Genomic DNA, 14,806 nt, shown 5'->3' on the forward strand with positions numbered 1-14,806 from the left:
TTATTTAATTTAACTAATTATTTATTTACATAAATTAACTATTATTCAGTATACAGGGAGTGCTTGCAAGCATTCTAACGCAGCAACGGTTTCTAAGGGAAGTTGGGGATAAAGGACTGGGGATCGGCAAAAAGGGAATTGGACATGAGGGATTAAAAATTACAGCCCTTGTCAGCTGAGTGAGGTACACAAGAGAAACCGGGTTTCTCTTGTGTACCTCATACAACTCAAAACCGCTATAGAAGGATAGGTGGAGGATGTGCTGAATTACTCTAACTATTACATTCCAACTTTTACCCCTAAGCAGCGCGGCGGCGCTTAGCATTCAGGCCACAATTTTAGGAATTACGCATTTGATTTTGCACCTACTACAATTCTAATTTTCCCCACAATGGGTGAGATCGTCGATAATCAGCATTAGCCCGTTTGAGATCCTAATGTGGGAAATTGGTCATCATGTCGGCTGATGGATTTGAGAAGACTAACTTTGCTTGGCAAATGCACCAGTTGCAGCAGCGGTTCTCGGAGTGGCTGGAACTGAAACTCTCCCAGAGTACTCCTGACCTACCAAATGTGTCCTTTCCATCCTGGTTAATCGACTTAATCAAACTATTATGGCCATTGTTCAAAGCGGCATCTTGGTTAATACTGGGATTGGTTGTGACTTGGTTAGTTTGGCAGTTGTGGCTGCTATTGCGTCCTTACGTCCAGTTCCTTGGCTTTGAACTGGGGAACTCAGCTAGCAAGACGACGCCTGTTAACGATCGCACGACAGCAGATTGGTTGGGCTTTTCGCGACAATGTTACCTAGAAGGTAACTACGGTGAGGCGGTGCGATGCCTTTATATGGCAATGTTGCAGCGATCGCACGAAACTGGCATTATCCCCCACGAACCCAGTCGCACAGATGGAGAATACCGACAATTAACCCAGATGCTACCTAAGCAAGAGTCGTATCAAGTATTACTTAGTACTCACGAGGAACTGTGTTTTGGCAATGCCGAGATTTCCTCAGAAATATTCGATCGCTGTCAGCAGGCATATCGTAAAATCGACGAAAAATGAAACTCCCACGACGAAATATATTATGGCTGGCGGCGCTTGCTGTAGCGGTAATAATTTTACTCACCCTACTGGGGGCTCCCCAAAATAGTAAGCTCAACAGCGGTTCCACCTACAGCCGCTCTGCCGATGGCTACGGTGCGTGGTACGCTTTTATGGAAAAACAGGGAACTCCCGTCAAACGTTGGCAAAAACCCTTTGCCGATTTACCAGGAGTGAGGCAAAATCCAAAATCCAAAATCCAAAATTCCATGACTTTGCTGCGCGTCAATAGCCAGCTAGATAATGATTGGCTTGACGATCGAGAACGAGAATGGGTGGAACGTGGCAATACCTTGGTGATGTTGGGAGTGGGTCAACCTGTCACAGAAGTAGCTTTTAGCACCGTGCAGGAATTCAGCGGTGGGGGTGTAAAAATTGAGACAGGGCGGCGGAAGAAATTGAGCAAAGACGAGAGACAACGGTTAGGCGATCGCTTTGGTGTGGTAGTTTGGTCACAAAAGCTGGGCAAAGGACAGGTTATTTACGCCACCACTCCCCATCTTGCCGCTAATGCCTATCAGAATGAGCCTGGGAACTATAAATTTCTAGCACAATTGGTTACCCAGAGCAGCAAGTCAATCTTTGTCGATGAATATATCCACGGCTACAAAGATAAGGATGTCATCGTCAAGGAGGGTACTGGCAGCTGGATAACTTATTTAGCTAAAACACCTTTGGCGAGTGTATTTGTGCAAGTAGGTGTTATTCTCCTAGTACTGGTGCTAGGTAGCAATCAGCGTCTGGGACAACCTCTCACCCTAGCGTCGCCAGCAGTAGATAACAGCAAAGCTTACATAGAAGCGCTGGCGGGTGTCTTGCAAAAAGCTAACAGTAGCGAGTTTATTTTAGAGGTGCTGGGTAAAGAAGAGCAGATTCAGTTGCAAAAAGCTTTGGGACTGGGAACGACACCAGTCGATCGTCAAAGCCTGATCGATGCCTGGATACAACAAACAGGGCAAAAAGCCGCCGAACTGGAACAAGTATTGCAACTGCAATCTAAAAAACATCGAATTGGGGAACAAAACTTGCTAAACTGGTTAGCAAAATGGCAAAATATACGACAATTAAACATTAAAAATTAAAAATTAAAAATGAACGAAATTAATGGTGCATTAAATCGTCTCGGTCAAGCTATCAACCGAATTGTCGTCGGCCAAAACACGCTCGTGCAGCAGTTGTTGGTAGCCTTACTTGCTGGCGGTCACGTCATTTTGGAGGGCGTTCCGGGAACGGGGAAAACGCTGCTGGTTAAGGTGCTGGCTCAACTCGTGCAAGCAGATTTTAAGCGAATTCAGCTAACACCAGATATTCTGCCTGCTGATATCATCGGCACCAATATCTTCGATTTGAATACCCGCAACTTTAGCCTCAAAAAAGGGCCAGTATTTACGCAAATCTTGCTGGCTGATGAAATTAACCGGACACCGCCAAAAACCCAGTCTGCATTGCTGGAAGCGATGGAAGAAGGACAGGTAACGCTCGATGGAGAAAGTTTGCCGTTACCGGATTTTTTTTGGACGATCGCTACCCAGAATTCTCTAGAATTTGAAGGTACTTATCCCCTCCCAGAAGCTCAGCTGGATAGGTTTTTATTCAAGCTAGTTGTCGATTATCCCGACGTTGCTGCCGAAAAGCAAATGTTGCTGAATCGTCAGGGTGGTTTTCAATCGCGACGCCTAGATTTAGCACGTCTGAAACCTGTGGCGACGGTGGAAGATATTTTATTAGCTCGTCAGAAAGCCAGCACAGTTAATGTTGATGATAAAATTATAGATTATCTGTTAGCTTTGGTACAGCGCAGTCGTCAACATCCCGATTTAGCTTTGGGGGGATCTCCGCGATCGGCTGTAGCGTGGTTGCAGACAAGTAAGGCTTATGCTTGGCTAAATGGAAAAGATTTTGTGACGCCAGATGATGTTAAAGCTGTAGCGCCTCCACTGCTGCGTCATCGCTTCATTTTAAGACCGGAATCTCAGCTAGATGGATTGCAGGTTGATGCAGTGATTGCTTCGTTATTGAATCAAGTGCCTGTGCCAAGGTGAGTTTAGTAGGCTCTTCCCTGCTTACTATGCTATGGCAGAGGAGCAGAGGAGAAAAGAAATAAAAATGTTCTTAAATGAACAAAAGCATAACAACTCCGAAAGAGCCCCAAATCAATCATCAGGAGAAATCAGGGTGACCACACCAAATGCCGATTACGATACTACCTGGAAAGAAGCCATAGAAGAATATCTCGCTCCATTTTTATCCTTCTTTTTTCCCCAAGTCCATGACTTAGTAGACTGGACGAGAGAACACCAATCTCTCGATAAAGAACTGCAACAAATTACCGCCACAGCCAGCGCCGGAGAGCGAGAAGCAGATAAACTTTTCCAAGTATGGCGGCGCAACGGAGAACAGGCTTACATCTTAATTCATATCGAAGTCCAAAGTCAAGAAGACGCCGAATTTACCGAGCGTATGTACATTTACCATTACCGCTCTTTTGACATCCACAAAAAAGTAATTAGCCTAGCGATATTGGGGGACGAGCGCCGCAACTGGCGTCCTCACTCCTACAGTTACGAACTCGGTGGCTGTTCCGTCAACTTTGAATTTCCCACCGCAAAACTCTTAGACTACGAAAGCCAGTGGGAAATCCTCGCTCGAAGCCTCAACCCCTTTGCTATATTAGTGATGGCTCATCTGAAGACCAAAGCTACTATTGGCAAAGGCGCAGAACGGGAGGAATGGAAATGGAATCTCGTGCGAAACCTCTACGAACGGGGTTATACTGAAACCGACATCATCAAGTTATTTCGTTTGCTCGACTGGATGATGACCCTACCCGAAGCACTCCAACAAAGTTTTGACACCAAACTCAAACGCTATCAGGAGGAACGAAAAATGCCCATCCTCAGCAATATTGAACGTCGCGCAATGGAAGCCGGACGCCAAGAAGGACGACAAGAAGGACGACAAGAAGGACGACAAGAAGGACGACAAGAAGGACGACAAGAAGGACTCCTACAAAAGTCTCGCGAGGCAGTGCTGGAAGTCTTGGAAGTGCGGTTTAACCAAGTGCCACCGACACTCAGTGCAATGGTTAATCAAGTAGAAGATATCTCTGCGCTCAAACAACTTCTGCAACGCGCCATTTCTATCAGTTCTATTGCTGAATTTCAGCAATTTGTCGAATCAACTGGCACCCCCGATTAACTAATCTAGGAACCTGTAGAGACAGTGCCGTGTCCCTACAGGTTGACCGCCAAACCAAAGTCAATCAATTTTGGATTTGGGATTTTGGATTAACCTACAATACCAGTAGAGCGCGTGATAGCAGAACAATTTTAAATCTAAAACCCAAAATCTAAAATCTAAAATCGATATGGTTCCTTCAGGACGAGTTTATTTATTGTTGGTGTTGGGAATAGCGATCGCACTATTCCTATCATCAGTTTTCAGCGTGTCGGTTGGAATCCTTGGTACGCTGCTGTTTGACGGCATTGTGCTGCTATTGACTCTAGCAGACGGATTATTGGTTCGCAGAAGGCGCATCCAAATTAGTCGTCAACCTTTGGGGCGATTGTCCATCGGAAGAGATAACCCAGTGGTACTAACGGTAGAATCGGGTCAGCGCCCAGCCAAACTGCTAATCCGCGACTATTACCCAAGCGAGTTTGGCGTTTCCACACCATTATTGCAAACCTCCTTACCCAGCAGCAGCCGTCAGGAACTCACCTATACAGTTCATCCGACGCAGCGAGGCGAATATGCTTGGGGAGATATTCAAGTTCGCCAACTCGGTGGGTGGGGATTAGCTTGGGATGACAGGAAAATTCCTCAAAGTACCAAGGTCGCGGTTTATCCAGATTTGATCGGATTGCGACAATTAACCATTCGCCTGACTCTGCAAAATACTGGCACGATGCGCCAAGCTAGACGGATGGGAATTGGCACAGAATTTGCCGAATTGCGGGAATATCGCATGGGTGATGACCCCCGCTTTGTGGATTGGAAAGCTACCGCACGCAGAATGGGGGCGACACCAGCAGTATCGCTTCAGATCCGGGTACTGGAACCCGAACAAGAGCAAACTTTGATTATTTTGCTCGATCGCGGTCGTTTGATGACGGCGCGGGTGCAGGGGTTGAAGCGGTTTGATTGGGGGTTGAATGCAACGCTGGCGCTGGCGCTGACTGGTTTGAACCGAGGCGACAAGGTGGGTGTGGCGGTGTTCGATCGCGAAGTTACTACCTGGATACCGCCGGAACGCGGACAGCATCAACTATCTAAATTGATCGATCGACTCACCCCTATTCAACCTGTGCTGCTAGAACCGGATTACGTTGGCGCTGTGACAAAATTGGTAAATCAGCAAACCCGTCGCGCCTTAGTAGTGCTGATTACAGATATTGTGGATATAACAGCTTCTGCCGAACTCCTCGCCGCACTGGGACGCCTTACACCGCGCTATCTGCCGTTTTGCGTCACCTTGCGCGACCCTCAAGTTGACAAGCTGGCCTATACTCCCGTATCTACCCTTGATGGAGGTGCGATCGAAGCTGCCTACACCCGTACTGTCGCCTTAGATTTATTATCTCAGCGCCAGGTTGCCTTTGCCCAGCTCAAACAAAAAGGTGTTTTGGTATTGGATGCACCTGCAAATCAAATTAGCGACCAACTGGTAAACCGATATCTGCAACTGAAAGCGCGAAATCAGCTTTAAGTTTTAAGTGCTATTGCAATAAATTTCAGACAATTTATTGCCTGCTGGTTATGAAAACAATACGATTTTTACTATAAGTTTTTTGACAGTTGTCAATTACTTGAATGGGATAATAACGATGCCATTTTTGCAAGCTATCATACCAAATCCGGGTTATTTACCCCCTTTATAGTGTGAAGTGTAGGGGTGAAGCATTGCGGCAATAAGTGTATTCCCCTAACCAAAGCCTTTCTACCGCAATGTTTCACCCAACTTATGGATAACGGGGGTCTTTATCCCGGATTTGGTATCAAAGCTGTTTTTACTACGATATTCGCATTCGCAAAGAGGCTCTGGGTTTGCAGTTCCGGGATATCAGACAAAATTAAAACGGGCAGTGCCTAAATCGATCGCTTGTGATTGCAATACAACACCAAGAGTGCAAAAATACCGATTCCTGCCAGGTACTTGAAAGGTTCTGGAACTAGAGGACTGGGAGAGAAAAACCCTTCGATCGTACCGGCAATAATCAGCATTGGTACAATCCCAAATACTAGCTGAGATGCTTGTGAACCATAGAATTTAAGAGCATCACCGCGCTTATATTTACCGGGAAACAAAATAGCTCTGGCGATTAGCAAACCAGCACCACCTGCAAAAAATATAGCAGGCAATTCCAGAGAACCGTGAGGAAACACAAACGCCCAAAAAGGATAGGCTAAATTGTTTTGTCCAACCAAAGTAGCGACTGCACCGATACTTATCCCGTTAAAGAATAAAATGTAGACAGTGAATGCTCCAGCTGTAATTCCGCCAGCGATCGCAGCAAAAGATACTTGGATGTTATTGATCGTAATGCTGCTGGAAGCTAAGGGTTCAATTCCCACAATTGACCCCATCCATAATTCATGTTTATCTCGTACTTTTTCAATCATAGATTGAGGTACAATTAGAGACATAAACACGGGATCTTGCCAGGTAAACCACCAGGCGATCGCAGATCCCAGTAGGAAAAGAGCGGTTGCAGCGGCTATGTAACCCGATGTCTGCTGCACTGTGGCGGGGAAACCCCATTTATAAAAATCAATTACCGCCTGCCATTCCTGGCGTCGCGAACCCTGGTAAATTTGATTGTAGGCGCGAGATGTGAGAATTTGCAGGTCTTGCACCAGGGTGTTGCCAACTTGATGGGTGCGCGATCGGGCCAGATCCGCCGACACAGAGCGATATAAACTGGCTAATTCCTTGATTTGGGTCGCCTGTAACGACTTTAGCCCTTTTTTCTCCACTTGCTTTAACAAAGCATCGAGACGCTTCCAGTTCGGTTCCCGCCGTGCAATCCAACGTTGAATATTCATAAAATTTTCGCAGAATATGCCCACCGTAACTTAAGATAGCGTCAAACCCATTGCCTTCAACCAGGATTTACCAATGTCCCAAAATATCAGCCCTCACAGTCCAATCCGACCGCTCAGCGTCGGTAATGTAGTCAGCAGCGCCCTCGTGTTATACCGCTCTCACTTCAAATCCTATTTAGGTGTTGCTTTCAGAGCCACTTTATGGAGTTTGCTGCCTTCTTTTACACAATTACTTATCGGGCAACTTCAGGGGCGAATCGATCCATCTGTTGCTGTATTAATCAGGTTGCCTTGGTTAGCACTTAATATTTTTTGTGTGGCTAAAGCTTCTACTAATATAGCATTGATATCGCGATTGGCATTCGGTGAATTGATAAGTAAACCAGAAACGGTTAAGTCTGCCGGTGACAATTTAAACTCTCGAAAGTGGAAATTTTTGTGGTCAGCATTTTTAGTAGGTTTACTGATGGTTGGGGCTTTTATCGCTTTATACATAGCGTTTCTTTTGTCAGTTTTATTAGTAGCTGGCTTATCAACATTTATTGGTAGAATTGTCACTAATTCTTATCCGATTCTGGCTTTAATCGTATATTTAATTGCTGGTTTGTTGTACATTGCTGTATTCGTTGGGTTTTTCGCTGGTATACTGTGGTTTGTAGCCCGCTTTTTTATTAGCGAGTTGCCCCTGGCTGTAGAAACTAATGTCGGTATCACAAGAACGATCGGGCGCAGTTGGGAATTAACTAAAGGTGCGGCATTTAGAATCGTACTAATCCTATCAGTCGCTTACTTAATCGTAACTCCTTTCATCGCGCTCGCTTTGACACCCATAGCATTAATCTTTCCATCTATCCCAATAAGTTCCATAGCTTCATCACCAGAAGAATTTCTCCGTTCTTTTTCAAGCTTAATTACCGTGGCGATTCTTTTAATCACGCTCGCCAATACATTTATCCTACCTTTCTGGCAAACTATCAAAGCAGTTATTTACTACGATCTTCGCAGTCGCAAAGAAGGGTTAGACTTACAATTGCGCGATCGGCCCCTGGAAATGTAAATTTATCCGTGAGTTTTAAGTTCTGATAAACTGCCTATCCTTATAATAATTTAAAACTCAAAAATTACCACTCAAAACTTGGCTATATGCGTTTCTTCAACCGAGTCACACTGCAAACCCCAGAAAGTGTAGAACTGGAATTCACTTTAGCAGGAATTGGCAACCGCGCCTTAGCCTTAATTATAGACTATACTGCCTTGTCTTTAACTCTGCTAGTTTTCTGGATTGTCTGGATTGTAGTTTCTTTACAGCTAGTCAATACGTTCGATAACGTAAATAATATCCGACTATGGTTGGTGGCGATCGCGATTCTGTTAAACTTCATTATTTACGTAGGTTACTTTGTCTTTTTTGAGGTAATTTGGCAAGGACAAACACCCGGAAAACGCTACGCCAAAATTCGCGTAATTCGCGACGATGGTCGCCGAGTTAGTATCCAACAAGCGACCCTGAGAGCGTTATTGCGACCTATAGATGACACCTTGTTTATAGGAGCATTTTTAATCATTTTGGGCAGTCGGGAAAAGCGACTGGGAGATATGGTGGCAGGAACTATTGTAATTCAAGAAGAATATGTCGTCGCTGCCATAAACTTCCCAATTTCTCAGCAGGCTCAAAAACTCGCCACCGAGCTGCCGCAAATGGCAAACTTGTCTGTTTTACTACCTGATGATTTCGCTGCCATTCGCGAATATTTGCAGCGGCGTGGCGAAATGACATCGAAAGCAAGATCTGAATTGAGTCTACAAATAGCTCGTCAAGTTAGGAGCATAATTGACATGAAAACTTTGCCAGAGGGTTTGACAGCAGACGTATTTTTAGAAGCAGTGTATCTCGCTTATCAGCAGCAATCATCTACTTCTTAAACTACTTCCTTCTCAATGAAACTTGCAATCTTGAATGCTGCTTTACTGCTAGCTATTAATTTTCCGGTAGGTTGGGTTGAGGTAACGAAACCCAACAAGCCTTCTGTGTTGGGTTTCACTATCGTTCAACCTAACCTACAATCTATTCAAAGTCAGCCTACTATTTCAAATCTAATCGATGGCAATTATCGCTTTTGTAGCGAACCACCTTCTCTCGATCGCAACTTTGAAGAAGTAGGCTGGTGCTTTATTTTCCGCAAAACAGGAAATCGCGTAGTCGGCGAGTATTTTGCCGCACAAAAAGAACAAACAATCTGTATTACTGGCGTATTGAATAACAATACTGTCAGCGGTACGGGTTTAGAAAATTGGTACGGCGGCTGGGATAAACCAGTCAGCTTAGAAGGTATTCCTGAAAGAGAATGGTGGGATTCCCCAGAAATAGGAGGAGGACGCTTAAAAGCTAGCCGTTTAAGTATTGTCAGTAGAAGCGATGATGCTAATAGCTATAGTGCTTGGATTCAATACAATAGTGTTTTGCTAAATCTCAATAAATTTCATCGTTATACTGCTGGAAATAGGTTGCCACCTGTTAAATGTGAAACCAGTTAGGGTGGGCTATTGCCCACCACAATCCTAATGACCCAGCAGTTTATCTCGCAGATGCTTAACGCGATCGCGCAATTTCGCCGCTGACTCAAACTCCATATTTTTGGCTCTAACAACCTAATTAGTATTATTATCGTCGAAGTTGAAATTTTGTTTTGGAAGTTCACAAGATGGCGCGTTTGCTTGTCGCAGATCAATTTCAATTGTTATTTTATCTTTTTCAATTTTTATATTAGCGATTTTTCCTAAGATATCAACAGGTATAGGATTATTCAATTGTTGAGGATACAAAGTAGATTTATAACCCGCTTCTTCAAGCCATTCGCAAATATTTCGCCAGTTCTCCACTTTTTCATTGCATTTACCTACAAGGTTTTTAACATAAGGATACAAAGTAGTACATACTTCGCTTTCAACACCCTTAATGCTTTTATGGAGCATTTGAGCTATTTCAGCAGGACTGTAACCGCAAAGCAACCCCCGCAGGTGTAGCTTCTCAACAGGTGTAAGACGCTTTCCCTTAGCGGAGGCTAAGTCTGTATACAGCGTTTCCAAGTCCCAGTGGTTAGCCGCTTCGGTAAATTGTTCATTGGTAGATGGCATAGTAAGGGTTCTTCATAAAATTTTTCCTAGCCATATCCTAGCTTAAATTGCAGCCTTGGCTTAGTAACGGCTGAGGTTAAACTAGCTTATTATCAAACAAAAGCAAGGTTACAAAAGTTACAACTGAGCAAAGCCCAGGTCAACAGCTAAAGAGGGCTAACCTTCAAGCTGATAATGACTGGCAATGCTTATAGGTAATTATTCAATAGCTAGGAGCTTTTCAAAAAGAGTATGGCAAAGGGAGATAAATATTTATCGTACTTTGATGGGCCTCACGGTCGCATCAGGGATTTAAGAGTAGAAAACTTAAAAGATGGAAGTCAGCTACTGATTCCCTTTCATAACGATCCAGACGAGCAAAAGAAGAAATTACATCATCATCTATATTTTGATAGCAAAACAGACAATGCAATTGGAATAGCCTATATTGCTCAAGATAGGCAAGGAAAGTGGCGTAAGGAGTATTGGATTGACGAGGGCTATGGTTGGAGGGATGGAGATCGAAGGCATAGTGAGTCTTATGATTCATTAGAAGAACTGTATGACGCTTTTAAAGCCAGACGTGAAATCAGGAAAGCTAGAGAGTTTGCAACGTATTTAGCTGCTAGATTAGCAATTAGTTTTGACGAAGCTATTGATAGTTTAGCCCAAGATATGGAAAGTAGTAGTTCTTCTTGCTTCATTGCTACAGCAGCTTACTCAACTTCCAGACATCCTGACCTTGACACATTCAGAGAATTCCGAGACAGCAAACTGTTAAGCAATATTTTTGGTAAGCGGCTAGTGAGCTTCTATTACAAAATTAGTCCTACCATAGCTACATATATTAGCAGCAAGCCAGCAATCAAGTTATTTATCCGTCATTATTTGGGGCATCTAGCTAGGTGGATGCGACGTTGACTAATGACTGGTTTTGCCCATCCTGAGTATACCCAATACCAGGAAACTATCTGTTCGTTTTAGTTTAGGAAAGATTGGTACTGCTATGCCATACACTCAATCACTCAGTAGGGAAAATCCAGGGTACATTCTAATTTTGATCGACCAATCAGGATCGATGCTCGATCCTTTCGGCGGTTCGACAGGAGGAACTAAAGCACAAGAATGCGCTAAAGCTGTCAATAATGTCTTACGGGAAATAGGTCTAACTTGTACGGCAGGTTCGGAAATTAAGAACAGATGCGATATTTCCGTGTTGAGTTACGGTGCGTCTGGAAGTGCAGCAATAAATGCTTTTTCAGGCAACTTGGCTTCTAACCCAATTGTGACGATACAAGAGTTAGCACAAAACTGCATCCGAGTCGATACAATAAAGAGGAAAATATCTGATGGTGCTGGTGGATTGGTGGAAGTTGACGATCAATTTCCGATCTGGATTGAGCCAATTGGCAGGGGGGGAACACCAATGGCTGCCGCTTTTGAGATGGCTTATAACTTAGTAGATAAATGGACAAAAAGCCACCAAGAAAGTTTTCCGCCGATTGTAATTAACATCACTGATGGTGCGCCAGATAGTCAATCTGATGCCCAAAATGCTGCCTCGAAATTGTCTAAATTAGGAACCAGTGATGGCACTACTTTAATTATAAATATTCACATTTCTGACGGTAGGGCTGCCAGAGTAGAACTACCTTCTTCCCCTAGTGAGTTACCACAGGGAGATGGTAATGCCAAGTTCTTGTTTGACTTCTCCAGCGAATTACCCCCAGTCATGCGCGAACGTGCAGGAGCAGTAGGTTATAAACCAACAGCGGGTGCAAGAGGATTCGTTTATAACGCCGATGCTGAGGCAATGATTCGCCTATTGGATGTTGGGAGTAGGGCTAAGTTGCAGTAATAATTTTACTCTACTTAGAAACCGGGTTTCTATTATTTATTTTAGTCCTTATGCAAATATGGAATTTACCAGAAACTCGGTTTCTTTGTCCCAACTAAAATAGATGAGGTCAAAATGCAAAATCACAATCAGAATGACATAGCGTGCTTCACCATGCCAAAGATTGGTGAGCAAGAGGCAGATATACAAGATGCTTGTGACTGGAGTGACGATAAAAGTCTAGTAGCGATCGCAGATGGTGCTTCTACCTCTCTTTTTCCTGGGGAGTGGGCTAAACTTCTGGTTAAACACTTTTGCGATTACAATCAAGACTCAATTGAAAGCATCTATCAGCAATGGGAACAATGGTTAAAACCTATACAAGAAGAATGGAGAAAGTTTTGGTTTGCAGAAATACAAAAGAAAAACGCTCCCTGGAATGTTAAAGCAATCAGAAAAGAAAATTATGCTTCAGCTACTTGTATAGGTCTAAAATTTCGACCCCTAAGTGAAACTGGTGAAAAAACCTGGGAAGCGATAGCAGTTGGGGATAGTTGCTTATTTCAGATCAAAGCTAGGGAGAATAATTTTATAGCATTTCCTATTAATAAATCTGAAAGTTTTCAAACAGTAACAGACTGCTTTCATAGTCTGCCTGAACAAAAGTCTTCTTCCCCAAAATACAATCGAGGTTTTTACGAAGAAGGTGACATATTTTTACTAGCTACTGATGCCTTAGCCGAATGGATTTTCAAAGACTTGGAAAGTGGAAGCGACAAACGGACAAATTTGATTTCCATTTCAACGCCAGATGAATTTAAAAATTTTATTGAACAGCTAAGAGGGGACAACTTGATTAAAAATGATGATACAACAATTTGCAGAATCAAAATTGCTACAATTCCACAAAAGCAAGTAAGCAGTCAACCTTTACTTCCCCCGTCAAATCAAGAAAATAGTGATTCGTCCGAAATTACAAACACAGATGTTGGTGTAGAAACTATGCAATCTACTTCTCAATCATCTTCAGGTCGCCCAGTCACGCCACAAGAGCGTCTAAATAAACGTATATTTATTGGAATTCAAATTGCCGTATTAGTGGGAATAATAAACTTATTGGTTAATATTTTTTTCCCCCTTATTGCACATTTTTCTAAAAATCCAGATCCTAGCACAACTAAACCTCAACCTTCTCCTGTTGCTAGTAGCAAAGCACCAGCTTCTAATAATAGCAACACAGCTACTACCTCGGCAGTACCTATCTACGCCGCTGAAGCCAATTCTAGCAATCAGCCTATACAGGCTATAGGTTATTTGTTGAGAAAACCATCTGGATCGGAAAGTTTACAATTGTTGGTTCTCACACCTTTATCCTACATTAATGAGCAAGAAAAAAAATTAACTATTCCTGCCAAAAGTCAACCACTTCCAATTTTCCTATATAAGCCTCAACTAAAAGAACTTTTACCAGAAGATTTTTTGGGTTACTTACTACCCGGAAACTCCTTACCTTTAGATAAAGCTATAAAGTCAAGCACATTCAAGGAAGCTCAATGGGTAAAAATTCAGGTTAGATTAGCAAAATGAGGTAATACTTTGAACGCCAGTCATACGCTCTATCCCACCATAAGTAAATACTACAGTTCTATTCGCCATCCTCAAATTGCATTTAAAAACATCGATCCGATATTAGTTGCTGGTAAACCTGTAGAAATACCAAACAGTCAAGGCATCAAAAATTTGTGGTCTGCCGCAGGTGGTTTTGCCTGTGTTTTTAAATATGAGACTTTTAATCCCAATAAGCTGTGGGCTGTCAGATGTTTTCTGCAAAGCACATCCAGCGTTGCCAGCCATTATAGCAAAGTTTCAAGCCGTATAAAAAATGTTTTTTGTTCATCTTACTTTGTTGAATGTGATTTTAAATCTCAAGGAATTAGAGTTGATGGTAACCTCTACCCTATTGTAAAAATGGAGTGGGCTGAAGGCAAAGATTTACGAACTTTTATTCGAGATAATCTTAATAATAGGAGTAGATTAGATTTATTAGCTCAAGCCTGGATTAATTTATCGAAAGACTTAGTTCAGGCTGGCATAGCTCATGGCGATTTACAGCATGGAAATATATTGGTTGATGAAAGTAATGGTGTTAATTTAAAATTAATTGACTACGATAGCCTTTACTTTTCTTTAGATGGGAACAGTATTGATGACGAAATTAAAGGAATCCCTGATTATCAGCATCCCTTGAGATCTGCACTGACAAAGCAGTGTATTGAAATAGATTTTTTTCCTCAACTGGTTATTTATCTCTCTATTCTTGCAATTGCTGAAAAACCTCAGCTATGGAATACTTACAAGCTGGACAACACAGAACGATTGTTATTTTCTACTGTCGATTTTAAGAATCCCGACATAGCGCAAGTTTTTAATACCCTTTCTCAGTTATCTTCCAATGTTTCACGTCTTGCTGATGAGCTTAAAAAACTTTGCAAGCTAACAGACTTCAGCAAAATTCCTTCTCTTGATTCTGTTTTAACTCCGCCAACGACCACTTGGAATCCTACAGGTACAACTACAACTACCAGTCAACCACAAAATCCTCCACCTCAGACTTGGAATCCTACAGGTGCAACTACAACTACCAGTCAACCACAAAATCCTCCACCTCAGACTTGGAATCCTACAGGTGCAACTACAACTACCAGT

General features: G+C 42.9%; 14 protein-coding genes and 1 pseudogene. 12 read left to right on the plus strand and 3 right to left on the minus strand.

Annotated elements, in window-relative coordinates; translation table 11 throughout:
* Positions 1-456: 456 nt before the first annotated feature.
* The 5 genes from LAY41_RS19620 to LAY41_RS19640 all read left to right on the plus strand — a co-directional run bounded on the left by LAY41_RS19620 (position 457) and on the right by LAY41_RS19640 (position 5,812).
* Positions 457-1,065 (plus strand): DUF4129 domain-containing protein, encoded by a 609-nt coding sequence (locus tag LAY41_RS19620; protein WP_249101781.1) that lies wholly within the window; start codon positions 457-459, stop codon positions 1,063-1,065.
* Complete coding sequence (locus LAY41_RS19625) at positions 1,062-2,186, plus strand: DUF4350 domain-containing protein (RefSeq protein ID WP_249101784.1); 1,125 nt, start codon at positions 1,062-1,064, stop codon at positions 2,184-2,186. The genes LAY41_RS19620 and LAY41_RS19625 overlap by 4 nt, the downstream gene beginning before the upstream one ends.
* A gap of 9 nt (positions 2,187-2,195) precedes the next feature.
* Positions 2,196-3,146 (plus strand): AAA family ATPase, encoded by a 951-nt coding sequence (locus tag LAY41_RS19630; RefSeq protein ID WP_249101787.1) that lies wholly within the window; start codon positions 2,196-2,198, stop codon positions 3,144-3,146.
* Between the two features lie 133 nt (positions 3,147-3,279).
* Positions 3,280-4,302, plus strand: coding sequence for an RpnC/YadD family protein (locus LAY41_RS19635; protein WP_249101789.1), 1,023 nt, complete (start codon positions 3,280-3,282; stop codon positions 4,300-4,302).
* 169 nt (positions 4,303-4,471) lie between these two features.
* Positions 4,472-5,812, plus strand: a complete 1,341-nt coding sequence (locus LAY41_RS19640) for a DUF58 domain-containing protein (RefSeq protein ID WP_249101792.1) — start codon at positions 4,472-4,474, stop codon at positions 5,810-5,812.
* A gap of 380 nt (positions 5,813-6,192) precedes the next feature.
* Here LAY41_RS19640 and LAY41_RS19645 read toward each other — a convergent pair whose 3' ends face one another.
* A complete protein-coding gene (locus tag LAY41_RS19645; RefSeq protein WP_249101794.1) occupies positions 6,193-7,149 on the minus strand; it encodes a stage II sporulation protein M in 957 nt (318 codons plus the stop codon).
* 73 nt (positions 7,150-7,222) lie between these two features.
* Here LAY41_RS19645 and LAY41_RS19650 point away from each other — a divergent pair, with 73 nt between their 5' ends.
* The 3 genes from LAY41_RS19650 (at position 7,223) to LAY41_RS19660 (ending at position 9,684) form a co-directional block, all read left to right on the plus strand.
* On the plus strand, positions 7,223-8,206 hold the full coding sequence (locus LAY41_RS19650) for a DUF975 family protein (RefSeq protein ID WP_249101796.1): 984 nt from the start codon (positions 7,223-7,225) through the stop codon (positions 8,204-8,206).
* 86 nt (positions 8,207-8,292) lie between these two features.
* Positions 8,293-9,072 (plus strand): RDD family protein, encoded by a 780-nt coding sequence (locus tag LAY41_RS19655; protein WP_249101798.1) that lies wholly within the window; start codon positions 8,293-8,295, stop codon positions 9,070-9,072.
* Positions 9,073-9,087: 15 nt separating this feature from the next.
* Positions 9,088-9,684, plus strand: a complete 597-nt coding sequence (locus tag LAY41_RS19660; RefSeq protein ID WP_249101801.1) for a hypothetical protein — start codon at positions 9,088-9,090, stop codon at positions 9,682-9,684.
* Between the two features lie 24 nt (positions 9,685-9,708).
* Here the strand turns inward: LAY41_RS19660 and LAY41_RS32850 are convergent.
* Both LAY41_RS32850 and LAY41_RS19665 read right to left on the minus strand, forming a co-directional pair.
* Positions 9,709-9,789 (minus strand): annotated as a pseudogene (locus LAY41_RS32850) (UvrB/UvrC motif-containing protein); the annotation flags it as partial.
* Between the two features lie 9 nt (positions 9,790-9,798).
* Complete coding sequence (locus LAY41_RS19665; protein ID WP_249101804.1) at positions 9,799-10,284, minus strand: helix-turn-helix transcriptional regulator; 486 nt, start codon at positions 10,282-10,284, stop codon at positions 9,799-9,801.
* Positions 10,285-10,515: 231 nt separating this feature from the next.
* Between LAY41_RS19665 and LAY41_RS19670 the strand changes: the two genes are divergently transcribed.
* The 4 genes from LAY41_RS19670 to LAY41_RS19685 form a co-directional block, all read left to right on the plus strand.
* Positions 10,516-11,184, plus strand: coding sequence for a CFI-box-CTERM domain-containing protein (locus LAY41_RS19670; RefSeq protein WP_249101807.1), 669 nt, complete (start codon positions 10,516-10,518; stop codon positions 11,182-11,184).
* Between the two features lie 85 nt (positions 11,185-11,269).
* Positions 11,270-12,121 (plus strand): vWA domain-containing protein, encoded by an 852-nt coding sequence (locus tag LAY41_RS19675; RefSeq protein ID WP_249101810.1) that lies wholly within the window; start codon positions 11,270-11,272, stop codon positions 12,119-12,121.
* A gap of 114 nt (positions 12,122-12,235) precedes the next feature.
* Complete coding sequence (locus LAY41_RS19680) at positions 12,236-13,687, plus strand: protein phosphatase 2C domain-containing protein (protein ID WP_249101813.1); 1,452 nt, start codon at positions 12,236-12,238, stop codon at positions 13,685-13,687.
* 9 nt (positions 13,688-13,696) lie between these two features.
* Positions 13,697-14,806: protein kinase family protein (locus tag LAY41_RS19685; protein ID WP_249101816.1), on the plus strand; the 1,110-nt coding region annotated here is incomplete at its 3' end.

This window comes from Argonema galeatum A003/A1, assembly GCF_023333595.1.
GTDB lineage: Bacteria > Cyanobacteriota > Cyanobacteriia > Cyanobacteriales > Aerosakkonemataceae > Argonema > Argonema galeatum.